33 protein-coding genes are annotated in these 23,181 nt (G+C 54.8%); 12 read left to right on the plus strand and 21 right to left on the minus strand.

The features are described 5' to 3' along the window. Positions 1-75 precede the first annotated feature (75 nt). The 3 genes from ACF8YQ_RS13435 to ACF8YQ_RS13445 form a co-directional block, all read right to left on the minus strand. Positions 76-1,179 carry an SLC13 family permease gene (locus ACF8YQ_RS13435; protein WP_396621685.1) on the minus strand — a complete coding sequence of 368 codons (1,104 nt, stop codon included), beginning with the start codon at positions 1,177-1,179 and terminating at the stop codon, positions 76-78. 14 nt (positions 1,180-1,193) lie between these two features. Further along, positions 1,194-2,960, minus strand: coding sequence for a DEAD/DEAH box helicase (locus ACF8YQ_RS13440; RefSeq protein ID WP_396621686.1), 1,767 nt, complete (start codon positions 2,958-2,960; stop codon positions 1,194-1,196). A gap of 62 nt (positions 2,961-3,022) precedes the next feature. Then, a complete protein-coding gene (locus tag ACF8YQ_RS13445; protein WP_396621687.1) occupies positions 3,023-3,331 on the minus strand; it encodes a metal-dependent hydrolase in 309 nt (102 codons plus the stop codon). A 181-nt stretch (positions 3,332-3,512) separates the two neighbouring features. Between ACF8YQ_RS13445 and ACF8YQ_RS13450 the strand changes: the two genes are divergently transcribed. Further along, positions 3,513-3,791 carry a YebG family protein gene (locus ACF8YQ_RS13450; RefSeq protein WP_224849642.1) on the plus strand — a complete coding sequence of 93 codons (279 nt, stop codon included), beginning with the start codon at positions 3,513-3,515 and terminating at the stop codon, positions 3,789-3,791. 36 nt (positions 3,792-3,827) lie between these two features. On the opposite strand, the gene ACF8YQ_RS13455 is transcribed toward ACF8YQ_RS13450, so the two are convergent. Further along, positions 3,828-4,310: a peptidylprolyl isomerase gene (locus ACF8YQ_RS13455; protein WP_396621688.1), complete on the minus strand. Its 483-nt coding sequence runs from the start codon at positions 4,308-4,310 to the stop codon at positions 3,828-3,830. Between the two features lie 96 nt (positions 4,311-4,406). On the opposite strand from ACF8YQ_RS13455, the gene ACF8YQ_RS13460 reads away from it, so the two are divergent. After that, positions 4,407-5,003, plus strand: a complete 597-nt coding sequence (locus ACF8YQ_RS13460) for a DUF938 domain-containing protein (RefSeq protein WP_396621689.1) — start codon at positions 4,407-4,409, stop codon at positions 5,001-5,003. A 22-nt stretch (positions 5,004-5,025) separates the two neighbouring features. On the opposite strand, the gene ACF8YQ_RS13465 is transcribed toward ACF8YQ_RS13460, so the two are convergent. Genes ACF8YQ_RS13465 through ACF8YQ_RS13475 form a run of 3 tightly spaced genes read right to left on the minus strand, consistent with a single transcriptional unit; the run spans position 5,026 to position 6,119 of the window. Then, positions 5,026-5,337, minus strand: a complete 312-nt coding sequence (locus ACF8YQ_RS13465; protein WP_011786406.1) for a helix-turn-helix transcriptional regulator — start codon at positions 5,335-5,337, stop codon at positions 5,026-5,028. A gap of 15 nt (positions 5,338-5,352) precedes the next feature. Continuing rightward, on the minus strand, positions 5,353-5,481 hold the full coding sequence (locus ACF8YQ_RS13470; protein WP_396623305.1) for a type II toxin-antitoxin system RelE/ParE family toxin: 129 nt from the start codon (positions 5,479-5,481) through the stop codon (positions 5,353-5,355). Further along, positions 5,433-6,119, minus strand: coding sequence for a DUF1294 domain-containing protein (locus ACF8YQ_RS13475; RefSeq protein WP_396621690.1), 687 nt, complete (start codon positions 6,117-6,119; stop codon positions 5,433-5,435). Before ACF8YQ_RS13475 ends, ACF8YQ_RS13470 begins: the two co-directional genes overlap by 49 nt. Before the next feature lie 114 nt (positions 6,120-6,233). Here ACF8YQ_RS13475 and ACF8YQ_RS13480 point away from each other — a divergent pair, with 114 nt between their 5' ends. The 4 genes from ACF8YQ_RS13480 (at position 6,234) to ACF8YQ_RS13495 (ending at position 8,815) form a co-directional block, all read left to right on the plus strand. Continuing rightward, a complete protein-coding gene (locus ACF8YQ_RS13480) occupies positions 6,234-6,578 on the plus strand; it encodes a PBPRA1643 family SWIM/SEC-C metal-binding motif protein (RefSeq protein ID WP_094623786.1) in 345 nt (114 codons plus the stop codon). 28 nt (positions 6,579-6,606) lie between these two features. Then, positions 6,607-7,047: a DUF3010 family protein gene (locus ACF8YQ_RS13485; RefSeq protein WP_396621691.1), complete on the plus strand. Its 441-nt coding sequence runs from the start codon at positions 6,607-6,609 to the stop codon at positions 7,045-7,047. 161 nt (positions 7,048-7,208) lie between these two features. After that, on the plus strand, positions 7,209-8,156 hold the full coding sequence (locus ACF8YQ_RS13490) for an ABC transporter substrate-binding protein (protein ID WP_396621692.1): 948 nt from the start codon (positions 7,209-7,211) through the stop codon (positions 8,154-8,156). Positions 8,157-8,257: 101 nt separating this feature from the next. Continuing rightward, entirely contained in the window at positions 8,258-8,815 is a 558-nt protein-coding gene (locus ACF8YQ_RS13495; protein ID WP_396621693.1) for a nucleoside 2-deoxyribosyltransferase, read from the plus strand. A 392-nt stretch (positions 8,816-9,207) separates the two neighbouring features. Here the strand turns inward: ACF8YQ_RS13495 and ACF8YQ_RS13500 are convergent, their stop codons facing one another. Continuing rightward, positions 9,208-9,600, minus strand: coding sequence for a carboxymuconolactone decarboxylase family protein (locus tag ACF8YQ_RS13500; protein WP_396621694.1), 393 nt, complete (start codon positions 9,598-9,600; stop codon positions 9,208-9,210). Then, complete coding sequence (locus ACF8YQ_RS13505) at positions 9,597-10,580, minus strand: aldo/keto reductase (protein ID WP_278351431.1); 984 nt, start codon at positions 10,578-10,580, stop codon at positions 9,597-9,599. Before ACF8YQ_RS13505 ends, ACF8YQ_RS13500 begins: the two co-directional genes overlap by 4 nt. A gap of 46 nt (positions 10,581-10,626) precedes the next feature. Between ACF8YQ_RS13505 and ACF8YQ_RS13510 the strand changes: the two genes are divergently transcribed. Beyond that, positions 10,627-11,568 carry a LysR family transcriptional regulator gene (locus ACF8YQ_RS13510; protein ID WP_199452416.1) on the plus strand — a complete coding sequence of 314 codons (942 nt, stop codon included), beginning with the start codon at positions 10,627-10,629 and terminating at the stop codon, positions 11,566-11,568. A 78-nt stretch (positions 11,569-11,646) separates the two neighbouring features. Here the strand turns inward: ACF8YQ_RS13510 and ACF8YQ_RS13515 are convergent, their stop codons facing one another. The 3 genes from ACF8YQ_RS13515 to ACF8YQ_RS13525 all read right to left on the minus strand — a co-directional run bounded on the left by ACF8YQ_RS13515 (position 11,647) and on the right by ACF8YQ_RS13525 (position 13,031). Further along, positions 11,647-12,273 (minus strand): ankyrin repeat domain-containing protein, encoded by a 627-nt coding sequence (locus ACF8YQ_RS13515; protein WP_396621695.1) that lies wholly within the window; start codon positions 12,271-12,273, stop codon positions 11,647-11,649. Positions 12,274-12,466: 193 nt separating this feature from the next. Beyond that, the gene (locus tag ACF8YQ_RS13520; protein ID WP_396623306.1) at positions 12,467-12,616 is read right to left on the minus strand and encodes a DUF86 domain-containing protein; all 150 of its coding nucleotides are present in this window, start codon (positions 12,614-12,616) and stop codon (positions 12,467-12,469) included. Position 12,617: 1 nt separating this feature from the next. Continuing rightward, entirely contained in the window at positions 12,618-13,031 is a 414-nt protein-coding gene (locus ACF8YQ_RS13525) for a nucleotidyltransferase domain-containing protein (RefSeq protein ID WP_396621696.1), read from the minus strand. A 271-nt stretch (positions 13,032-13,302) separates the two neighbouring features. Here ACF8YQ_RS13525 and ACF8YQ_RS13530 point away from each other — a divergent pair, with 271 nt between their 5' ends. Further along, positions 13,303-14,484, plus strand: coding sequence for an AAA family ATPase (locus ACF8YQ_RS13530; RefSeq protein ID WP_226596508.1), 1,182 nt, complete (start codon positions 13,303-13,305; stop codon positions 14,482-14,484). A 110-nt stretch (positions 14,485-14,594) separates the two neighbouring features. Here the strand turns inward: ACF8YQ_RS13530 and ACF8YQ_RS13535 are convergent, their stop codons facing one another. From ACF8YQ_RS13535 to trxC, 4 genes are all read right to left on the minus strand, one after another. Beyond that, on the minus strand, positions 14,595-14,924 hold the full coding sequence (locus ACF8YQ_RS13535; RefSeq protein WP_224849614.1) for a hypothetical protein: 330 nt from the start codon (positions 14,922-14,924) through the stop codon (positions 14,595-14,597). Between the two features lie 472 nt (positions 14,925-15,396). Continuing rightward, positions 15,397-15,663, minus strand: a complete 267-nt coding sequence (locus ACF8YQ_RS13540) for a DksA/TraR family C4-type zinc finger protein (RefSeq protein WP_076657156.1) — start codon at positions 15,661-15,663, stop codon at positions 15,397-15,399. Positions 15,664-15,697: 34 nt separating this feature from the next. Next, positions 15,698-16,000 (minus strand): hypothetical protein, encoded by a 303-nt coding sequence (locus ACF8YQ_RS13545; RefSeq protein WP_396621697.1) that lies wholly within the window; start codon positions 15,998-16,000, stop codon positions 15,698-15,700. 27 nt (positions 16,001-16,027) lie between these two features. Continuing rightward, a complete protein-coding gene (gene trxC / locus ACF8YQ_RS13550) occupies positions 16,028-16,468 on the minus strand; it encodes a thioredoxin TrxC (RefSeq protein ID WP_396621698.1) in 441 nt (146 codons plus the stop codon). A gap of 528 nt (positions 16,469-16,996) precedes the next feature. Here trxC and ACF8YQ_RS13555 point away from each other — a divergent pair. Next, positions 16,997-17,758, plus strand: a complete 762-nt coding sequence (locus ACF8YQ_RS13555) for a bestrophin family protein (RefSeq protein WP_396621699.1) — start codon at positions 16,997-16,999, stop codon at positions 17,756-17,758. 11 nt (positions 17,759-17,769) lie between these two features. Here the strand turns inward: ACF8YQ_RS13555 and ACF8YQ_RS13560 are convergent, their stop codons facing one another. The 3 genes from ACF8YQ_RS13560 to ACF8YQ_RS13570 form a co-directional block, all read right to left on the minus strand. After that, positions 17,770-18,147 carry a thiol-disulfide oxidoreductase DCC family protein gene (locus tag ACF8YQ_RS13560; protein WP_396621700.1) on the minus strand — a complete coding sequence of 126 codons (378 nt, stop codon included), beginning with the start codon at positions 18,145-18,147 and terminating at the stop codon, positions 17,770-17,772. A gap of 239 nt (positions 18,148-18,386) precedes the next feature. Next, entirely contained in the window at positions 18,387-18,701 is a 315-nt protein-coding gene (locus tag ACF8YQ_RS13565) for a hypothetical protein (protein ID WP_396621701.1), read from the minus strand. Between the two features lie 12 nt (positions 18,702-18,713). After that, the gene (locus tag ACF8YQ_RS13570) at positions 18,714-19,208 is read right to left on the minus strand and encodes a gamma-glutamylcyclotransferase family protein (RefSeq protein ID WP_396621702.1); all 495 of its coding nucleotides are present in this window, start codon (positions 19,206-19,208) and stop codon (positions 18,714-18,716) included. A gap of 248 nt (positions 19,209-19,456) precedes the next feature. On the opposite strand from ACF8YQ_RS13570, the gene ACF8YQ_RS13575 reads away from it, so the two are divergent. Then, the gene (locus ACF8YQ_RS13575) at positions 19,457-20,167 is read left to right on the plus strand and encodes a hypothetical protein (RefSeq protein ID WP_396621703.1); all 711 of its coding nucleotides are present in this window, start codon (positions 19,457-19,459) and stop codon (positions 20,165-20,167) included. 103 nt (positions 20,168-20,270) lie between these two features. Here the strand turns inward: ACF8YQ_RS13575 and ACF8YQ_RS13580 are convergent, their stop codons facing one another. Continuing rightward, positions 20,271-20,639, minus strand: a complete 369-nt coding sequence (locus ACF8YQ_RS13580; protein ID WP_396621704.1) for a hypothetical protein — start codon at positions 20,637-20,639, stop codon at positions 20,271-20,273. Between the two features lie 408 nt (positions 20,640-21,047). On the opposite strand from ACF8YQ_RS13580, the gene ACF8YQ_RS13585 reads away from it, so the two are divergent. Next, positions 21,048-21,845 (plus strand): hypothetical protein, encoded by a 798-nt coding sequence (locus ACF8YQ_RS13585; protein ID WP_396621705.1) that lies wholly within the window; start codon positions 21,048-21,050, stop codon positions 21,843-21,845. Between the two features lie 90 nt (positions 21,846-21,935). Beyond that, positions 21,936-22,682: an NYN domain-containing protein gene (locus ACF8YQ_RS13590; RefSeq protein WP_396621706.1), complete on the plus strand. Its 747-nt coding sequence runs from the start codon at positions 21,936-21,938 to the stop codon at positions 22,680-22,682. Between the two features lie 29 nt (positions 22,683-22,711). Here ACF8YQ_RS13590 and ACF8YQ_RS13595 read toward each other — a convergent pair whose 3' ends face one another. Beyond that, positions 22,712-23,176 (minus strand): hypothetical protein, encoded by a 465-nt coding sequence (locus ACF8YQ_RS13595; RefSeq protein ID WP_396621707.1) that lies wholly within the window; start codon positions 23,174-23,176, stop codon positions 22,712-22,714. Positions 23,177-23,181: the final 5 nt, after the last annotated feature.

Here is a 23,181-nt window from a genome sequence, read left to right on the forward strand (position 1 = left end):
CAAAAGTTACTGTGTATAACAGGCCATGCCAATATAAATACCTGCACCGCACCGACTAGCGCACACCACCCGGCGTCAGAGCCAGCCAATCACCAGTGCAATCAGCCACCCTGCCAGCAGAACAGGCAGGGACCAAACATGAAACTCCCGCCACAAACCTGGCTCCCGGGCCAACCGAAGGGCAATCAGATTGGCGAGAGAGCCAATGGCCAGGCCGAACCCGCCCACCGATACGCCCCAGGCCAAATCACGCCATTCATCTGTAAATGAGGCCAGGAAAATAGCCGCCGGTACATTAGACATCATCTGGGAACCGAGCACCGCCGCGGTCAACACCTGCCCAGGCAACTGCAACAAAACATCAGCCACATGACGAACAGCCGGAAGCCCCGACAGCAGGTTCATATCGATAAACATCAGGGCGAAAACCACCAGTAACAACCAGTCCACACCCCAGAGCAGTCGCCGCCGGTAGATCAGAAAGAATGCCAGAAGGCCGGTCGCACCCGCCGCCGCATAACCCAGATCTGCCACCAGGAGAAAGGGTAAATACAGAAGCAGGGAGACCCAGAACAAACCACGGTGCCGGGGAACGTCCGCCGTCATGCCAGTCGAGGAAATCCTGCGGCCGGGAAAGGCCAGAGGCACCAGAACGAACAGCAACACTGTGAGCGCCAGCGCCAGGGGCGCCATCATCAGCGTGAACTCCAAAAACCCAATACCGGAGGTCTGCCACAAGAAAAGATTCTGCGGGTTACCAATCGGGCTGAGTGCTGAACCGGCGTTTACCGCAAGGGCTTCAAAAATCACCAATCGGCCAGTCGGAATGTCGGCCACCCGGCGGAGGCTCACGGTAAGAGGCACCGCAATGAATAACGCGACATCATTGGTGATCACCGCCGCCAGGCACGCCGAGAACAATACCAGGACAATCGCCAGCAAGCGTTCGCCCTTTACCCGTTGCATAAGCCACCGCCCCGCAAGGGCGAGATAGCCGCTTTCCTCCAATCCCCGGCTCAGAATCATAAGCCCGGCCAGCGCGCCGACAGTTTTCCAGTCCACGAGCGTATGCAGCGCCCAGATTGGCTCTGGTGAAAACCACAACAACGGAACAAGAGCAGCCAGGAGAACCAGCAGAAGCCGGTCTTCAATAGTCCGGGCCAGCACACGACGAAACATGGGAAGTGATTGCCTCAATGGAGTTCACCCGCCTTACGATACTGCCCCCGATAATCGAAGATTCGCTCCTGCACTTGCCAGTAATGCTTCTGCTTGCGAGCAATCACGAAATCCGGCGCGGGTAACAGCACCTGCATCTCCAGCACCTCATTTGCCCGGGCAAAGACTTTCGGAGCCTGGCCATTGGCAAACCGTCGGCCAAACAGCTTGTTGAACACGGCGCGCTGGGCGGGCTTGCTGAAATCGAAAGACTCCCGGAGCTCCTCCCCGTCTTCTCCGTGGTAGGTCATCCGAAGTTTTTGGCCTTCTCCTGCCAGCGAAATCCCGGCACAGCGGATGACCATGGCATCCTTGAGCTTCAGGGCATCCCGCAGCTGATCATCCGGATCGAGAATCGCCTGGTGACAGTGCCAGCAGTTGCGGGCGGCGATGTCGTTCTCAGCGCCACAATGTGAACACTCCTTGAAGCGGAACCGGTAGTCGCACTGCTGCGGCCGCCCAGCGTCATCTTCTATGGATTCCAGCAGGCCCTGGCACCGACGGCCATAGTGCTCAACGACACGACCGTCGCTGTCGGTTTTGCCCCAGAAGATGTTGGCAAAACCGCAGCCCGGACAGAACACCTGCACCGGTTCGCTATCCGGGTTGGGCTTCGGCTCCCCAACTTCCGGATGATGCAGGTTGACATGATTGCCGGCGTAATCAATCACCAGGCAATCCTGTTTCCCCTCATCCAACCGCAGGCCTCGGCCGACAATCTGCTGATACAGGCTTACCGACTGGGTAGGCCGCAAGATGGCGATAAAGTCCACATGAGGGGCATCAAACCCGGTCGTCAGCACAGACACATTCACCAGGTACTTCAACTGCCGTTGCTTGAAGCGCCGGATCAGCTGGTCGCGATCTCGCAGATCAGTGGCGCCGGTCACCAGGGCGGTTTCCTGCTCGGGCAAGTACCCGGCAATTTCCTGCGCGTGCTGCACTGTCGCAGCGAAAATCATCACCCCCTGGCGCTCGGCCGCCATCTCCATCACCTGTTCGATGATGGCACGTGTCACCCGCTGATGTTTGCTCAACAACTGGTTGACGTCTTTCTCGGCATATTCGCCAAAGCGGTCCTGCGTGAGTGCGGAGAAATCGTATTGCGCCACAGCGGCGTTGACCAGTTCAGGCCGCGTGAGGTAGCCACGGTTGATCATGTAGCTCAGAGGCAATTCGTAGATGCAGTGCCTGAAAGGCTTGTCCTGTTCGTCATCGGTACCACGAACAAAACCCCGGTAGTGGTAACGATAGATCCATCCCATGGCCAGGCGGTAGGGCGTGGCGGTGAGCCCAAGCACCTTCAGGGAATCATTCTGCTGCCGTAAAAGCTCGATGATCCGCTGGTACTGGCTGGTTTCCTCGCCACTCACCCGGTGGCACTCATCGATAATAACCAGCGAGTATTCATCCCGGAACTGGTCCAGATTCGCCGCCACCGACTGCACGCTGGCAAAGGTCACCTGATGGTGGTTCTCCTTGCGTTTCAGCCCGGCCGCAAAGATTCCCCCCGACAAACCATAACTCTGATACTTGGCGTGATTCTGCTCCACCAGTTCCTTCACATGGGTCAGGACCAGAATCTTTCGGCGCGCAAGGCGAGCCAGCTCGGCAATTACCAGGCTCTTGCCGGCACCGGTCGGCAGCACAATGACCGCAGATTCATCCGATTTACGGAAGTGGTTCAGCGTTGCGTCGACGGCTTCCTGCTGGTAAGGCCGAAGCTGGAAAGGAGCATTCATGTTGCCGTACTTAGATCATCAACCCAGTGAAAAGTCCGACATGGTAGCAAATGTGTTAGGCGTCACGCGGCCTTTTTCATCACCGGATGGTGCGCCTCCTGGCCGATGAACGCTCGCACTGCCGCCTTCAGTTCCGGGTCTGTAATCTCTTTCTGATAATGGCGCACGGAGTCGATAAAGAACCGCTCACCGGGCGGAAAACTCGCCGACAGGGCCGCCAGTAACAGCGTTTTGGCCGGATCGTTATCCCACCAGTACTTGGGCACGTCTTCCGCCAGATCAAAATCCGGCTGACGGACTTCGGGAATGGGCGCCTTGGTTTTGGGAGACGGCGTGGGTTGAGTACCGGTGATGGTTGTTCTGGCGTTCATTTCAGGACTCCGGAGCTGATGTCTGACAATCCATCATACGGGGGCCAGGTCCGGCGCTGGAACAGCAAAAGAGGACAGGATGACGCAGCAAAATACTGTATAAATATACACTATCCGTGATAAGCTGCGATTTCATTAACGGTCTTACCAACCATCATTACCCCGGAGGCGATGGCATACCATGGGCGTAAAAGCACTCTACTATTCCGAGAGGGACGGACTGGACATGGCACTGAAAAACCCGGACAAAATGTTGTTTTCGTCCAAAGCAGAAGCCGATGCCCGGGACAAGGTTCTGGAACTTTCCGAAGAGATTACCACCTTCCTGCAACGTAAGGTCGGCGGCCTGTCTGAAGAGCTGGCAGAACAGTGCGCCCTGGCCATTGCGGAAGAAAAAGAGCTGTTCACCAAGGCACTGAAAAAGCCGGAACTGCTGAACGAAACCGCCGAGGCCGAGTAACCCCCGGCCCGACTGGCGGTGATCAGCTGCTTCTATTTAATGATGATGACCGCCCGGGCCGTGAACGTGGCCATGGGCGATCTCGTCGGCATCTGCTGCCCTCACCTCAATGATCTCGATATCAAAAGTGAGGGTCTTGCCAGCCATCGGGTGGTTGGTATCCACATCCGCAAACTTGTGGCCCACCTTGGCAACCAGCACATGGCGTGGCCCATGTTCGGTCTGTACCTGAGCGATCATGCCCGGCTTCCAGCGCTTGGCGCCTATCAGATGTTTGATGGGTACTCGCTGGATCGCATCCGGCTTGCGGGTGCCATAGGCCTTGTCCGGTGACACCGTCACGCTGAACGTATCGCCCGCTTCGCGGCCTTCCAGAGCGTCTTCCAGACCCCGAATAATGCCACCATGGCCGTGCAGGTAGGCATTTGGCTCTCCGCCTCGGGAGTTTTCAACTTCATTGCCCTGTTCGTCTCTCACGATGTAGTGAAACAGGACCACTTGATTCTTTTCGATTGGCATAGCGTTCTCTGCAATGATGAAAGGCGCCCATTATAGCTGCCTCATGGCCAAAACACCGTTTTATGATACCGTTCAAGGGAAAGGAGAGACGCATTCATGAATAGCCACCTGCCCTATTCCCAAGCCTGCGAAAACAACAAAGCCCCCATTCTGGAAAAACTGCGTGACGTCTTTACGGCACCAGGTACCGTCCTGGAAATAGGAACCGGCACCGGCCAGCACGCCGAGCACTTCGCTGCGGCTCTGCCCCACCTGCAGTGGCAGCCCACCGACCACCCCAGAGCGGCGCACTTGGCCGTTGCCCGACTGCAACAGGCCGCCTTACCCAACGTCCTCCCAATCCTTGAGCTGGACGTAAACCAAATGCCATGGCCTGTGTCCGCCTGTCGATGGGCATTCTCAGCAAACACAGCTCACATCATGGCCTGGGAGGAAGTTGAAACGATGTTTCAAGGCGTCGGCGCCTGCCTTCAAAAAGACGGTGCGTTCTGCCTGTACGGGCCGTTCAAGCATGAGGGCGGGTTCACCAGCGAGAGCAACAAGGCGTTTGATCAGTCACTGAAATCAAACGCGCCCCATATGGGCATCCGAGAGATTGAAGCCCTGTCTGAGCTGGCCGAGACCGTCGGCCTGCAACTCCGGGACGATTTTGCAATGCCCGCTAACAACGAAATGTTGATTTTCAGGCGGTGAGCAACTGAACCTGAAACCAGGCTCAGGCAGCCTGATAAGAACCGGTACCCTCGCCAGCCTCCAAAGTCCAACTCATCCCCAGTGCACGCCCCGCTTTCACAAGTGTGGTAATCGTTACTCCTGTGTCCTTTTCATCTAGAAGGCGGTTAACCACGGTACGACTGGTGTGCATACGCTTTGCCAGTTGGGTTTTGTTCACGCCGGCATGCTCCATTGCTTGCTGAATCTGCCAGACTATCACGCGCTTCAGTGCTTCGGCTTCTGCCTGCTCCAGCGTACCGTCAGATTCGAGCAGATCATCGAGAGTACTCCCGATATGTCTATGCTGTGTCATCGCATTCACTCCCTTTCAGACAAGATCTTTCTTTCGATCCCTCGCCTTCTTCAATCCTTGATCCGGTGTTTTTTGAGTCTTTTTGATAAAACCATTCAGCAAAACCATGTCGCCTCGAAACATCGTGAATATGACTCGTGCAATCCGACCGCCTGAGAGATCACTTCGAACCTCCCAATCTCCAGCACCTGCCTGGCGAACTCGGCGCCCGGCCACAGCAACAACCAGCAAAGCACCGCGAGATTGAGCACGACATTGAACCAGAAAGACAGCTGGTACGAGGTCTTTCGGGTTTTATGGCGAAAGAATTGCTGGCCCACCAATGCCCCCGGCCAGCCGCACAGGAGTTCAAACAGATGCAACCGCCCCTCGGGGACACGCCTCCTGCCGCTCTCAGCTGCCCCCTTATCGACGGCATACATCAAGAAGGTCACTACACTCATTACGCCATAGGCCGCCGGCAACAGCACTGGCACATAACCCTGAACGTACAACACAGAAACCGTCCCTGCGACTGCAGCGGCAATCAACAGAGCAAACCAAACGCCCGTGGCGACCGCTGCGCTGTGTCTCGCCACGCCAGCGTACTGGAAACTGGACGCCCTCAGCCGCCCCTTCTCATCTTTTGTCTGTGCGTAGACCACCTTGCGGCTGGCCGAGGGCCTGCCCCGGCCCTGATAGGCGCTGATGTGGGCAAACAGACGCTCGCCACCGTTCTCTGGCGTGATAAAACCGAAACCCTTGGCGTCGTTCCATGAGGTGAGTAAGCCTTTTTGATTCACGTGGTGCTTCCTTGATTAGTCTTTTCCGGTTTTCCCTATATCACTGTTTCAGCAAGCGTGCTAAAAGATTGCGCCCGGCCGTCGCCTGGGTATTCTCTCCTTCAGGATATCAGCATGTCAGATAAATTTTTCTATAAAGGTCGGCAAGACGCCCGCCAGCACCACACGGCTTATGGCGGTTTTCAGACCAACGCCAGCCAAAAGAGCGGCAGCAAGAAGTACCCGCTAACGCTGGTGGTTACCAGTGAAGCGCGCAAGAAAGAAGTTGAAGCCCAGGTGGCCGCGGCGAAGCTTCACGCAACCATCTCCGTTGATACCCGCGAGGGCGCCGTTGAATCCGTCAACGAGCTCACCGCTATCCTGAATAAAACGGGAACAGTCACTACAGCAAAATCTCCCTCCCGCAACGACGCCTGCACTTGCGGTAGTGGACTCAAATTCAAGAAATGCTGCGGCTGAGAATAACCGGGGCTTAGGGGGCATTATTATGATTGTATGCGGAGTAGAACTGACCGGCAGCGATGCGGTGGTGTGTATGCTGAATATGGACCGGGGCCAATTCAACCTGCCCGACTGCAAAGTACGCAAACTCTCGCTACCCAAAAACCACAGCCGGGACGACCTGAAAACGTTTCAGGCCACCTTTGCGGCGCTGATGGCCGATTGCGGCGTGGCCACGGTTGCCATCAAGGAGCGGATGCAAAAAGGCAAGTTTGCCGGTGGCGCCATCAGCTTCAAAATGGAAGCCGCCATTCAGTTGATTGCCGACTCCGAGCTGAACGTGACCCTGGTGCCCCCGGCCCTGGCCAAGTCCACTCTGGCCAACAACCCTGTGCCCATCGCCTTTGCCGACACAGGCCTGAAAGCCTTCCAGGAAAACGCTTTTATTACCGCCTACGTCGCCCAACTCAGCGGCACCAACAGATAACCGAATCTCCGGCTACACAGCCGACACTCACTTCAAGCCCTCCCCAAGTGCCTAATGTTCAAACCTGAATCATTAGGCACTCTCATATCAATCTGGCTCACTTTTCGGTACTATCCCGCGCCAATTTTTTATTAATTGAACGTTCAATTAAAGGGTGTAACATGCGAACGATATTTCTCCTGGTGATGCTTGCGTGGGTCTCAGTTGGGACAAAGGCTTACGCCGCCGGGCAGTGCGAGCAGATACAGTTCGGCATTGTGGACTGGACAGACGTGAAAGCGACCACCGCCGTGGCATCGGAACTGTTGCAGGCGCTGGGCTACAACGTGCAGATGTCCAGCCAGTCGGTGACAGACACGTACCAGGGCATGGCCAATGGCGACATCGACGTGTTCCTGGGCAACTGGATGCCGAGTATGGCGCCCGTGGCCGATCCGCTGATCGAAGCCAACAAGGTCGAGCGGCTGGGGCCTAACCTTCAGGGAGCCAAATACACGTTGGCGGTTCCACAGGCGGTCTACGAGGCGGGCGTTAAAAGCTTTTCCGACATCGCCCGATTCAAAGACAAGTTTGATCACAGCGTGTACGGCCTGGAGAAAGGTAACGACGGTAATCAGCTCATCCTCGATATGATCGAAACCAACGCCTTTGGCCTGGGCGAGTTCAACCTGGTTGAGACCTCCGAGCGCATCATGTTGGCCCAGGTGAATGGCAAGATTCGCGACAAGGAATGGATAGTGTTCCTGGCGTGGGCACCTCACCCAATGAACGAGCGGTTCGATATCGTGTACCTGGATGGCGGCGATGAGTACTTCGGCCCGAACAAGGGTGGTGCTACGGTCTACACCAACACCCGTGCCGGATTCAGCGAAGACTGCTCGAATGTGGCGCAACTTCTGGAGAACCTGGAATTCTCACTGGCGATGGAAGGCCAGGTGATGGATATGATTCTGAACCAGTTTGTTCCGCAGGAAAGGGCCGCTCGCCACTGGATGTACCAAAACCCCGACGCTGTTGAAGCCTGGCTGGAGGACGTGACACATCGCGACGGAAGCCCGGCTGACGCCAACGCCATCGCACAGTCCATGAAGCTGACGGTGAATAACTGAGTATTGCAGTAAGACGACAAAGCCCCCTGCTGGGGGCTTTTGTGTTCATGGAGACTCGTAAGTACACTCATTCGTTAACGGAAATGAGAGCCAAAGTTCACATGGAAAAACCCAAACGCATCTACCTGGCCGGCCCGGAAGTGTTTTTCCCACACGAAGAACACAACGCCATCGTCGCCGAGAAAAAGCGCCTGCTGCACGAAGCCGGTTGTGAAGGCATAGACCCGCTGGACACCGCCCTGACGTTTTCCGACCAGGAAACGAAACCGGCGCGCGGCCACCGGATCTACCAGGCCAACCGCGAACTGATGGACAGTTGCGACGCCATCATTGCCAACCTCACCCCCTTCCGAGGCATCAGTGCGGACCCGGGCACGGTGTTCGAAGTCGGCTACATGATCGGCCAGGGCAAACCTGCGTTCGGGTTCACGATGGACCACAGACACTACCGTGAACGCGCGGGCGCAGCCGATCGGGATGAGCTGGGCCACAGCATTGAAGACTTCGAGATGAGCGACAACCTGATGATTGAGGGAGGCATCAGAGAGTCCGGTGGCCAGCTACTGGTTGCAGAACAGCCAGGCGAACACCGGTTTTTCTCGGCTGAATTGTTCCGCCGTTGTGTTCAGGCGCTGATAGACTACTCCCACTCCAGGTAATACTCATTCGCTACCGCCAAGTTCTGCCTGAGTAATCTGATATATTTCCGGACTCTAGGCTTCCCAAAACGCTGCAAGCTCAACCACCTTAAAGCCGTGGGAGTCCCTCTCCGGCATATCACTGGGCAAGTTCGGGGCCGCCCCCTGCTCCAGCAAGGCGCGATAGAGCTGTTCCGCTCCTTGTGCGGTCGAAGTAAGCGCAGCCGGTAGAATATCTATTGTCGATAGCCTAGACCGGGTTGTTCCCAATATCGGAGAGCAATCCAATCGGTGCCAATTCCGCAGTGACAATTGTGAAGCTACCAATACCAAGCGCGGTCACGGCAACCCAATCACGCCAAGTTGTGGTTCTAGCGTACATTTTTCTCTCCTCCCTGCGTTGCGCAATGAGACTATGTGCCCAACCGGTCTTCCTTGAAGGCCAATTTTGCCGCTGTAATGGCATTCATTGCGGCAGGAATTCCCGCATATACAGCAACTTGGAGGACAATCTCGACAATTTCCTCTTGCGTCACTCCAATATGCAGCGCTGCGCGCATATGAAACTCCAATTGGCCTGGTGCCGTGCCTACGGCAGACAACATGGCGACAGTGAGCATCTCTCGTGTTCTAAGTGATAACCCCTCACGCGCCACTACATCAGCAAAGGAAAACCCGAGAAGTATTTCTACAGCCTCGCTGTGAAACTCATCAAGGCTTGCGGCAACCTTTCCCGGCGCGGCCGGGTCGAGTGATTCGAGTAGATTTAAAGCTTGAGTGCGGCGATCAGAGCCTGGAGAACTCATACATTCACCCCCTTCATGCCTTCCTCGCTGTAACGCTCACCCACTACTGGCAGTGACTCAGTGGCGGTTTCGAGCTCCCGCTGCTCTGCTACGGAAAGACTGACATCTGCTGCTGCGACATTCTCTTCTAGGTAGCGCAACTGCTTGGTACCAGGGATTGGAACGATATCGTCCCCTTGGGCTAACAGCCACGCCAATGAGAGTTGAGCTGGCGTGCACCCTTTAAGCTTGGCTTTTTCAGCTATAACATCGGCAATTCGGCGGTTCGCGCCGATTGCTCTTTCCGCAAACCGTGGAAGGTGAGCACGAAAGTCGTTATGATCGAACTCTCCAGGGTCTTGAAATCGCCCTGTCAGAAAACCTCGGCCCAGGGGGGAGTATGGAACAAAACCAATACCCAACTCACGGCATGTCGGCAGAACATCGCGCTCTACCTCTCGAGCCCAAAGTGAATACTCAGTCTGAATAGCGGTAATCGGGTGCACCGCATGAGCCCTTCGTAAGGTTTCAGCGCTCACTTCACAAAGACCAATACGGGCGATTTTCCCTGATTGAATGAGCTTCTCAAGCCCGCCAATCGTCTCCTCTATTGGCTCCTCCGGATTGACGCGATGCACGTAATACAGATCGATTTGCTCAATTCCTAACCTACGAAGAGAGGCTTCGCATGCCCTGCGCGCATAGTCGGAACCGTTCTTCAAGCTCCGCTTATATTCGCCAGGATTACGCACAATGCCGAACTTAGTCGCGACGTGAACAGGCGCCTTACTACCGGCTAGAAACCGACCGATAAGCTCCTCATTGTGGTGTGGCCCATACATGTCGGCGGTGTCGAAAAAGTCAACGCCGAGCTCCACCGCCCTTTCCATTACACGCAACGACTCACTGTCATCACGGGGCCCATAGAACTCGCTCATCCCCATGCACCCTAATCCGATCGATGAAACGGAGAAGCCTGTTCCAAGCACTCGTTTTTCCATGTCTGACTCCTTGATGTCTAGAACTAAATCGTGACAGACTCGAAAAATGGAAAATACAAACAAATTTGGCAAAAGGATTTCCATTATCGGAAACGAGATGCCGAGGGGCATGGTTTGGGATGACACCCGCGCCTTTCTGGCAGTGGCCCGTTGCGGCACGCTAAGCGCCGCAGCCCAGAACTTGAATGTAGGCATTGCGACACTTTCACGTCGCATCGAGCGGCTTGAGTCGGCACTAAAACTTCCGCTTTTCGTACGTCAGCAATCGGGATACGAGTTAACTGAGGACGGTGCTGAGTTGATAGAAAAGGCCGAAGCCTTGGAGGCTGCAGCGCACGCGTTTGCCGTAGGCGCAGACACCCAAGCGCAGATGAGTGGCCACGTGCGTCTGGCTACAGCGGAAAATGTCGCCACCGAACTCATACTGCCGGAACTCCCGGCATTTCGAGCCCAATACCCCGACCTGTTGGTTGAGCTGGTTACAGACATATCAACCGCCAACCTGCATCGACGCGATGCGGATTTAGCATTGCGAATGGTGCGGCCAGAAAGGGGCAACGTCACACTTCGTGCTCTCGGCACCTTGGGGTATGGACTCTACTGCAGCACGTCCTATGAGCTAAGACGTGAGAGCAACCCGGACCTAGGTTACTACGATACGGATGATTTCATTACCTGGGGGGAAATGTACTCACATTTGCCTGCCGCTCAGTGGATAGAGCGGATCTTGCGTGGAAGAAGACCCGCCCTGACAACCACTTCACTAGCCACCCAGGTGGCCGCAGCAAAGGCAGGGCTTGGGCTCGCACTGTTGCCACATTTCATCGCTCGGAACTCAGGACTCGTTTGTGTCGACACCGATCTTGGAGTCGATCAGCCTATCTATCTCGTCATACAAACCGACTTGGCAAAGTCTAGACGAATCAGGGCCCTGGCAGACTTTCTTATAGACGTGGTGGCCAGAAACAGTGAGCGCTTGGGCGGGTAACGTATGCCTCCATTTCTTCTAGCTACACGCAGATCTATTTCACCGCTGCGCTGATCGTCGACTCGCATTCAAAGTAGCTCACTCGCTGCCACCAAGTACTGCCCGAATAACTTGATACATTTCCGGATTCCGGGCCTCCAGAAATGCTGCAAACTCAACCGCATTGAAGCCGTGATAGTCCTTCTCCGGCATATCAATGGGCAGGTTCGGGTCTGCCCCCAGCTCCAGCAAGGCGCGAAGGTAGTCCACATTGGCATAGAGAACGGCTTCAAGCACTGGCGTCAGCCCGTTGTAATAGCCGTTCACCGGCTCTCCCCGTGCCGCAAAATGTCGAAGCAACCCATAGCCTCGGCGCGTCATGATCGAGTCAGGTTCGTGCGTATCCAGAGTCGTGCCCACAAAATTAACCAGAGGCTGCGAACAACCGTCCATCGCGGTCATCGCTTTACCACAGCGCTCATAAGGCCAATCGAAATTTGTCAGAAGCCAGTAGGCTACGGCGGGCCGGATCGCCAGACTATTGAAATCCGAAGGGCTCCAGGGCACTTCTTCGGGATCAAGAATCGCTATGACGGATAACCCCCAGGCATCGGAGCCAAACGCCCAGGTGCGATAAAACATCGGGTATAGCGTCAGGGCAATCACCAAGGCTCCCGCGCAAAGCGTGAGCACCTTTTTGTGACTCAGGAAGTATTTGATGACCACGTCACTCCTCCTTGAGCTTTGTGTGCAGTGAAGTTTCGCCTCTTAGTATAGGGCGTTCCAACATCCAGATATTTGTGGCCGGCCACTAAAAAACAAGCCGATCATTGCTCGCCAAATAGGGAAAGAAACGACGGCCGCAAACACCGTTTTCTCAGAGGATCTACTCAGACTTTCCCGTCTACGCAATCAAATCCTAAAACACCTTGGCAAAGGCCCGAAAATCGCCCAGGTGCTTACTGCAAATGGCGTACACGATCTCCCAGTTCACATCGTCATAATTGTGAACCATCACATTTCGGAATCCCACGGACTTCCGCATGCGAGACGCCAGCTCAGTATCGATGCTACGAGTTGTTCATCCATGCGTTGCGTCTACCTTCGAGGATACGTTTCTGGTAAGGGACAAAGTCCTCGTTTTCCATGACATTGCGATAAATCAGGTCACCCCATTGGTGGCGTGTGCCGACAACCTGTATGCCAGTGCTGACAATCTGGTTCAGTAAAGGCTGCCCCGCTGTGCGCAGGTCCACCAGGTCCACAGGGCGGTTGAAGGCCAGAGCAATGGCTTCGGTTAAGGCAATACGCTCATCCGCACGGAGCTCTTTGTCAGCCTGAACGGCAACATCTATATCGCTGTCTGGCCGGGCGGTTCGCCGAGCTATGGAGCCAAAGAGAGCGGCAACCCGGATATGCGGGAAATCAGCCAGTAACTCGCTGAGCTTCTCGATATCAGGATGTTTGGTTAGATCAGGGGCCATGGTTCTCGCCTGGACTGTTTAGATTCTGAGTGTATCAGAAAGCGTTCAAGTGGGCGGCCTAGAACAGAGTGTTCTCCGGTCATGCAGCCTCCCGGATCCCTTTGAGCAACCTAGCTCAAACTGTGGGATCACAAAATGATATTCTCTTCGCGAAACAAGATCACTTATGGCAAAGAGAAGCATCCATGGGAAAATCCAGACTCATTGGCCCTCTCCTGCTCGTTGCAGGCGCACCTCTAACCTTCTTCAAGAAACAGGTTCGGCCCGGATCATGATCAAAGCCTTTGCCGTTTCCAACTATCGCAGCCTCAGAGACGTGGTCGCACCGCTGGCGGGCCTGAACGTTGTTACCGGCCCGAACGGCTGTGGCAAATCAAACCTCTATAAATCGTTGCGCCTGCTGGCGGAAACGGCAAAAGGCAACCTGATCTCCTCCCTGGCGGAAGAGGGCGGCCTGGACTACACCTTCTGGGCAGGGCCTGGCCAGTTCTCAAAGGAGATGCGGGACGGCTCAGCGCCCGTTCAGGGGACCGCCGGGAACACCCCATCCCGCCTACGGCTGGGGTTTGCCGGCGAAGAATTCGGCTACGCGATTTCTCTTGGGATTCCGGCCTCTACGGGGTTTGCAGGTTATCAGGAACCCAGCATGTTCCAGCTCGACCCTGAAATAAAACGCGAATGTATCTGGGTGGGTGATGTCTGCCGCCCAAGCAGTTGTCTGATTGATCGCGTCGGGCCGGTTGTCAAAGTACGTTCAGGGCGGAAATGGGAGGTCTACGACACCCGGCTAAACACCTATGAGAGCATTCTGAGCGAGATCAGTGATCCTGTGGCTATACCTGAAGTCCATGCCGTCCGGCAGGCCATCAGGCAGTGGCGCTTTTACGATCAGTTCCGCACCGATCAACACTCCAGCATCCGGACCCCGCAAATCGGGACCCGTACCCCGGTGCTGGACCACAATGGCCATAACCTGGTTGCAGCCCTGCGTACCATTCACGAAATCGGCGACCGGGAGGGCCTGCACAGCGCTATTGAAGATGCCTTTCCCGGAGCGAGGCTCGGGTTCAGCACAGACGCAGGCAACCGTTTCGTCCTGGAATTTGAGCAGGCCGGCTTACTCCGCCCCCTGAATCAGGCCGAGCTTTCTGATGGCACCCTTCGCTACCTGCTGTTGGTCGCCGCGCTGCTCACACCCCGCCCACCATCACTACTGGTGTTGAATGAACCAGAAACAAGCCTGCATCCCGACTTGCTTCCGGCCCTCGGCCGACTGATCATTCGCGCCTCGCGGGAAACCCAGGTGTGGGTTGTTTCCCATGCCCCTCGACTGGTAGCCGCTCTGGAAGCAGACGACGATTGCCATTCCATCGCACTGAACAAAGAGCTGGGTGAAACCCGCATTCTTGGCCAGGGGCTTCTGGACGCGCCCCCCTGGAACTGGATGGATTGACTATTCAGCAGTCACCAGGCTCCGGACATCACGTCCTGCAGGTTACACATCAATTCCTCCAGCGGCGATATCCACAACGCGCCCTCTACGCCCGGAAACACACAAGCGTCTCAGCAGTTACCCTTTTTCGCCTGGCCTGGTGGGCAGAAATGGCCGCGAGACTTCCGGTAAGACCCGCGATCATCGTCATACCGGCGGCGATCATAATCATAATCGCGATCGTGTTCCCTTTGGTCCCGGGTGGTCACGGCCGTTCCCGCTGCCGCACCGACAGCACCGCCAAGAATCGCACCGTCTCTGCCACCCACCTCGTTGCCGATGGCGGCCCCCAGTGCGCCGCCAATACCTCCACCCAGCGCGGCGTCGGCGGTATCACCCGCAACGGCACCCAACGAGGTGGCACTCAGAGACAGAAAAACGAGCAGTGATTTCATATTCATGATGTAAACCCCATGGTTCAGGTGGTCTGACTTGTCCTGTATCGCGGGTGGGAGAGCCTGTTCTCAGCGCCCCACCGGGCACCTGTCAGTTTTGAACCATTCGAGAATAACAGAATCACACGAGACGCCACCTCTTACATTTTATTTATACTTCAACAGGTTACGAAGCCTTAACAACTAGCTTCCGGGTTCGGATGCACGATCAACGGCTAGACTGGGCAGAGCGGAGGCGGCGGGCCGAACCAACCCCCGGAAGACCGGGACGACCGTCGGCCTGATTCCTGACCAGCTTTATCACGAACCTTACTCACAAAAGCTGTGGATAACTGTGTTGGAAACCTAGGGTTAACCAGGCGACAACCATGCGCCACGGGGGCTCAGGAAAGTTGATGCAAAAACCGACGATAGCAATGAAGCTGCCATAAACAGGGCGCCGAAACTCAATAGGAAACGATAGACCCCATCATCGTACTCACCTCAACTGGCTATCCTTACTGCCCCGCCGATTAAAACCGCGTGATGTCGATTGCTGCTTCTCAAGCGCAGACTGGCAGGCAATACAAAGCCGAACACCCGGAATTGCCTTACGGCGAGCTTCGGGAATCGCCCGACCACACTCGTCACAATAGAGCGCACTCTCACCGCTACCGAGCTGACTCCGTGCCCTTTGCACTTCATCTTCAATACTCGCATCTATCTGATCCTGAACAGCGCCGTCCCGTGACCATCCACCAGCCATAGCGTTCTCCGATCATCAATTGAATTGATTCAGCCTAGGGCACAAGAGGGTAAGCCGCCCTCACCTGCCCCATCGCAATCCTGGCATCTTCCGGTTTCAAACCCTGCTTTCGCAACTGCGGCATCACCATCGCGCCCACAGCCTTACACCGAGATTGATCAATGCCGTACTTTTGGAACACATCGGCAATGGCCTGCGGTTGGGCATCCGGATTGGTTTTTAGCAGCTTGCCAATGTCGATGGCACAGGCCTGCTCTTCAGGGGCGGTGTTCTGTTTACTACGCCAGATCAGGACAGCCACGATGGCAGCGAAAACACCGATGATCAGAAACTTCATACTAAGGCACCTTTGTCCCGGTTTTTCCTAGCGAATACCCTGCGATTGCAGCCACTGACTGATCTGGGCCTGATTCATGGCGCCACTCTGGCGCGCCACCTCCCGGCCGTTCTGGAACAGAATCAGGGTCGGTATGCTGCGAATCGCAAACTGACCGGCCGGCCCGGGGGCTTGTTCCGTATTCAGCTTGGCAAAGCGCACTTTCCCGCGCCAGACCTTCGCGGCCTGCTCGAACTGGGGCGCCATCATTTTGCACGGGCCACACCAGCTGGCCCAGAAATCAACTAACACGGGCAGATCGCTACGCCCGGTATGGGTAGCAAAGGTCTGCTCCGTTAGCTCCAGAACCTGATCCGGCCACAGCGGTTGTTTGCAGGCGCCACAGTTGCCGCCAGCGGACAACTTGTCGGCCGGTACGCGATTCACTTTGTGGCAATGGGGACACACCAGGTGTCGAACGTCAGTCATGATGAACAGGCCTCTGATTGGCTGATGGTAGAAATAATCAGGGCAAGAGAAGAGAAATCAAGCGGCACTAAAAATCGCGCATCTCACGAACACGCATCAACCGCTTTCCGCTACCATCAAAGTAAGTCGATGTCAGAGGCTCAAGCGCCATGGGACTGTCGATAAAACAGTTGGAATTTACAGCCCCGGCGCCAAGCGGTCTCAATGTGTCTCGGTTTTCCGAAGTTTTTTTATAGGAATGTGCCCCAACCTATTAGGTTGCAATTCAAATAAACCATCAGAGGGAATCTTGATGACACAGATTATCGAACAGTTTCTCGAAGTTTCGAGCACTTACCTGCTATCACCCTGCGACAGTGACTGCTGCCACAAATCCGCCGCCTGATCTGGTTGCCCCTGAAACCACAGGGTAATGCCAGGCAACGGCCAGAGTGCTGCCCCCCTCGCTTAAAAAAGCTTACCCCCTTGTGTAACGAGTGGGTTCTCCGTAAAAAGGCATAGGAATCGCGCCACCACTACCTCGACGGCATGGTCGACTACACACTTCTGCCGTTCACGATCATGGGCATCGCCCTGTCCATCTTTTTAAGCGTGCGCAACACCGCCACCTACGACCGCTGGTGGGAAGCCAGAAAACACTGGGGGCATATGGTGTACGAATTTCGTAGCCTGGCGCGGACTGGCACCATTTACCTGAGCCCGGAGCGACGGCGGGAGCTTCTAACCCGATGCCTCGCTCACGCTCACCTGCTGCGCGGCCAGTTGCGGGGAGAAGATGTACGGTCTGACCTGCCCGGGTCACTGGCACCCGAACTCATTGACCAGGCCCTGAGCACACGCAACCCCGCCGCCTTTATGCTGCACCGGGCCGGAGACGTACTCGCCGAAGCCCACAAGGCGGGCGATCTGGATTCTGTAGCAACCGCGGCCGTAGACCAGCACCTTCATGGCCTCGCGGGCATTCAGGCGGCCTCGGAACGCATTGCCCTCACCCCGTTGCCCTTTGCCTACACCCTGCTGGCTCACCGCACCGCGTATGTGTTCTGCTACCTGCTCCCGTTCGGGCTGGTAGGCGTCGCAGGCTGGTTTACGCCGGTGTTCACCGCCATCGTGGCCTACACGTTTTTCGGGCTGGATCGCCTGTCTGAACAGCTTGAGTTTCCCTTTGGCCGACACACCAACGACCTGCCGCTGGATGCCATCTGCCGCATTCATGAAATCAGTGTTGCCGAAGCCCTGGGCGACCCGGCACACGAACCACTGCAGCCGGTCAAATACCAGTTGCAGTAAGGGCCCGGCGGTTACAACGGCATGCGCCCGGTTCGCTCCAGCCGCTCGCTCACCCATTTGTGATACAGCTTTGCCAGCGCTGGCCGAATTACCGGCAAACCAATCAGCCAGGCAAGCGGTTTCAGCAGCCAGACTCGCGACATCAACAGGATATAGGCATCCAGTTCCCGGTGGATGTTGCCCTGGCCATCTTCCACATGGAGCTCCTGAAGCGCGGCTTTCGGGTCTATACCACGTTCCTCCAACTCCTCATCACGGCCGGTGATATCCACCCACTCCACCGAGTCGCCGGTCCTGCCTGCGAGTCGTTCATAGAGCCTGCGATCCTTGACACAGCTCGGGCAGGCGCCATCGTAGAACACGCGAAGCTGATCGTCTGTTGCCGTCATCGCTATCCCCCCTGTTTGCATCGCATTCATCTGACTACACGATAAAGCACTGCGTGGCTCCCGTTAACCCTTCGGATCTCAGGCATAACCCGCGAGAGGCTGTAGCATCGCCCTGAAATTACAGGCGCGTTTCGATCATTGTTTGGCTCGCATGCTTTTCGTTCGTGAGTCTCAGATAGCTCATTGCTTATGGATGACGCCGCTATTCAGCCAGCAAACATCAGCACCACACCACGCCCTTAGAGCACCAGGAATTCGGTCCAGAGACGACTCAATGATGGCAAGCTGCTCTCGCTCTCCGGCTCGTCCTGCCGGGTATCGCTAGTAACGGAGGGGTACCACATAGGGTTGTCGACGGCACCCTGTATGAGCCGGGTGCCATAGAAATAGAAGCCCAGCAGTATCGGGGTAACTGGATGAATATTCCAGACGGTCACATCCGGCAAGGTCGGCGCCAGAAGGAGCAACGCCAGGAGCCCGATCAGCAGTCCGTTCTGCATCATGTTCGGAGCCGAGGCCGCCGCGTGTTCCAGGTTTGCACGACGGTAGACCATAGCGAGCCCCTTCTAATCGTAGATAGCCCGCTCCCTCGCATCCCGTTCTCGATCAGGGTCTTTCTGGCTTGGCGTGGCTGAAATGGCATCCAGGTAGTCAGCGGGAACGCCGATTTCTTTCGCCCCAACGATGACGTGATTCAAATACCAGGAGTGAGGCAGCAAAGACGGATTCGTGGACGTTGCACAGTAGGTGAAAGCATCATCGGAATTCCCGAGGGCATCCGTAACCGTGACCCGCTTTTCAACGTAACCGAAGCCCAAACCCTCAGCTTTATCTAGCGGGCCTTTCTCGCTGCGCGGTATCTCAAACAGCGCGCCAATGACGAAGTCCTCCAGATTACCGGTAAACAGTGCGTCGCATTTTGCGGATTGGTCTATCCTGCTCCACTTATGAAACCGAAGGACGTGCTCAACGAGTGTGAACGTACCGATGCGCTGCGCGCTTGGAACCCTCGCTCTTAATCTGAGAAGTGACATATTCGAGCCGTAAGCGAAATACTTCATGCTTCCTCTGTTTTTTGCGCTGTTCACTCAGGAACCTGGAGTAATAATCTTAACGAAACCGGGAAGGGTCTATTTTTCCATCTTCAACCAGGAACTTACTACCTCCGGCCTGGTCCGGGAAAAATGAATCTGTGCCAGTTTCTCTCTTCTAACTCAAGCCACCAGTTTTTATTGTTTTACATTTCACGCTTTTCCTCGATGACCTCAATCGCTATCCTGCGACTCTTTTTCGAAGGGAGAGATTTATTGTGTCGGACAACACATCTACAGCGAATGGCGCCGGATGGACCAAAAAGTTGGCGACGAAGACCCTAACCGGCATCACTGCTCTCATTGCCGTCCTTTGGGCCATCCTCGAATACATGTTCCCGGATCCACTCATATACTTCTACAGCATCTGGAAACCTGAGTACGTAATTGTCCTCTTCACTATTTTCGTTTCACTCATCTATTTTTCTATATTTATTTGGACGTACCTAAAAAGCAAAGTTCTATTCTTTATTTCCGCTTTTCTTCTTTACTTTTTAACATCGTTTGCTTTCTTTATCCTGGGAAAAGAATATCAAGATCCAACGTTCAGTGATGGAATGCCCACCGTTACCGCCGAGAGTGGTAGCGTTTACTATCGCGGCATAGAGTTTGAGCACAACAACTGTAGCCGGGAAGGTGAGAGCATCGCCTGCACTATCGAAGTTTTTAATGCTAGATCTCAAAAGCGAGTTAGCGTCAACTCCTGGCGGCTCGTTATGAAGGATGGGGCAGTGTTTAACGATGTTGAATTGTTCAGAGGAGGTCAGAAACAACGTTGGAGCTCTGCTAGCCTTGACCTCCCACAAGGAGCAGAAGCGAAGCTCGAGGTAGTCTTCTATGGAGTCGCTCAAAAATACTCTGATATCTTAAAGCTAGGATTTGAAGTTCAAAATCAGGAGTTTGGATTCAAATCAATTTCAATTCTGTAGATCATATTTGAGTTTGCAGGGGCGTAACGCCCCTGCTTTAAAAGGGTTTCAAAACCGGGCGCGAGATAACGCATCATCGGGAAATAAATCTATTCCCGTTTTCTTAGTTGAGATTATTGAAAATAATTACCAAAACCAAAGGCGCTATTACCCATAATAAAATATGGAAAAGAGGGCTCCATGCTTGGCCTTTTGGGTCGGCTATCCGTGCAGCCTCCGAATAGGCATCAGCACCTATCTTGCGACCAGAATCAGGAGCGTGACTCAATTCTGATTCATCTTTAAGTGATCTTACTCGGAACTGTATATAAAGCGCTTTGGTCTTTTCTGGATTCCCACCAGATTTTTCTATCGCCTTTGCATATAGGCCATGGCGGACGACACCATTCTCGTACTCTTCGATCACTTTTGCGTAGAATCTCTCTTCCTCCATTCTCGCCTGAGCAGATCGCTTCTTAAGTGAATCGAACATTCCTTTTCCTCCCACCACACCCGCCCGCAGCGTTTGGGTTCATCAATACCATTTGAATATGCTAGCTCTTCGACCCGCCAATAGCATGACCCTAAGAATAGTTGATCGAGCCACTCTATGGCTAGCTATGCCCTGAGACCGCCAAATATTCGAGGTCGGGTATCAACATCATTTATTCGCTACTGCGAAGATGACGCCCAAGAGCCTGTCATGGCGCGTTGGCGAACCACCAAACCTGCATCCACTTGCTCACGAACTATCACCGACAGTTTCTGGCGCTTCGCCTAAAGCCACCCCAGCGAGCACCATGAACGAACTTACTCCTGATGGATCTCCCGGCCTTCTCCGCTCCGCTTCTGCTAACATCACTCAACATAAACTACTTTTAACTCTCGTATGGCTTTCGCAATGTCTCATGAAATCAATCGGTTCGTAGTTCTGGCGCTCGGTTTCGTCATGATATCTGGCTGCGCAACGCAAACGATCAACACCAGCTTCAACGCCCTTCCATCAGACGATTCAATGGCATATTTCTCAGAGGGCTGGATCATCCAGAAGCAGGAGTCTGATGACTATGTGGTTCAGATGGCTGTCCGGGATGGAAAACAGGCGTGGGAGGCAATCACTGGCCTTCTCTTCGTTCAAAACAAGTCTGAAAAACCCGTGAACGTCAGTGTGGAAAACATCTCCTTTCAGCAGGACGAGTACTCGATTGACCTTCTTTCTTACAACGAACTGACTCAACAACACATCAGTCGTGCTCAATCCCGGAGAACTGCACTTGCCCTCAGCGCTATGGCCCAGAGCTTCAGTGCTGCCCAGTCTCAGACCACCACAACCTATGGTTCGGGAACTGCATACGGAAGCAGAGGGACTACAAGCTACTATGGCACCACTCAGTCATACACTCATGATCCTGCTGCCTCAGCGGCAGCTCAGGCTCAGATTCAAGCCAACGTCCAGGCCGGAGTTTCAAACATCCAGTCAGACCTGCAGCGCAACCTTAATTCGATGGATGGATATCTCCAGAAGACAACTGTTTTTCCGGGGAAGAATTACAGCGGAAGGTTTCAATCCCAGATGACTCGCTTCGACCAAAGGCCCGAATCGATATATGCTCTGACAGTAGAACTCGACGGAGAAACGTTCAGCTTCAAGTTTATCGAAGAAGCAGACATCCAGACGCACCAGCGTAAACTGTTCTGAGCAGGCCTGAACCACCCAACGCGGAATTACCGGCGGCTCCCCCGACAAACCCTAGGACCACCATCCGAGACAAGGAGAGCTCGAAGTAAGATGAACAGCAACTACAAAATCGCTCTACTCATCGACTGTGACAACGTCAGTCACCAATCCATCGAAGGAGTACTCCAGGAGCTTGCCAAATACGGGGCCGTGAACGTTCGCCATGCCCACGGAAACTGGAACGGCCCCCAATTGGGGGGCTGGATCGAAAAACTACATGCCAACGCCATCCGGCCGGTTCAGCAGTTTGCCTATACCACCGGCAAGAACGCGACCGATGCGTCAATGATCATTGACGCGATGGACCTGCTCTACAGCGGCAACGTTAATGCCTTCGCCCTCATGACCAGCGATTCCGACTTTACGCCCCTGGTGATGAGAATTCTCGAAGCCGGACTGCCTGTCTTTGGCTTCGGCGAGCGCAAAACCCCTATGCCCTTTGTAAACGCCTGCTCGCAATTTATCTACACGGAGAACCTGCGAGAAGATACAGAGGAACCCGAAAACAGCGGTAACGGCGGCACGCCAAAACCAGCCGTTGAAACCAAGTGGGGCCGGAACAAACTGAGGGGCGACACGGTTCTGGTGAGAACTCTGCGAACTGCCGTGGAACAAACTGCAGATGACGATGGATGGGCCCATCTGGGCAAGGTTGGCCAATACATTTCCAACAATAGTTCTTTCTCTCCCGTGAACTATGGGTACAAGAAGCTGAGCGATCTTATCCGGGCCAGTGAACTCTTCAAGATAAGCATGAGGGACAAGAACGTCCTCCATATAAAAAGCCCCGAGAAATAGGTCTACCCCTTACGCCTCGACCGTCTGTGTTATGGCTGCAGTGTGAAGTCATATTTTCGGTTAGCATTTGAAACCAGAAGTGCAGCGATACCGGCTATTCCTGCTCCGGCCAAAAAGTTACTCATCTTTCCTTTTGCGGCTAAAACCCCTCCCAAAAAGCCGAGCCCCAATGCAGCTTGAAGCTGAGGGCTGACCCTTTCACCGCTTGTCAGATAATAGGCAGTGTGCTCACAGTTGTTCGATGTGAGACTGTAGGTAGCTTGGCTCTGACTAATCTCAAGGAGCCTCCTCGAAAAGCCATTTCGCTGAACGCCTTGTCGCTTAACCGCTACCATTTTTCCGTCAGCGTATTGTTGGAATGGCACTGTCGCGGCACGCGCTCCTGGCTGGATGTGCAAAACCCGATCGGCGCCGAGATATACCCCAGCGTGCGCTACCACTCCTTTACTACGGTATAGCAAATCTCCCATCTCTAATTTAGAATGCACTTTCATAAATC

The organism is Marinobacter sp. W-8, assembly GCF_044342215.1.
Lineage (GTDB): Bacteria > Pseudomonadota > Gammaproteobacteria > Pseudomonadales > Oleiphilaceae > Marinobacter > Marinobacter nauticus.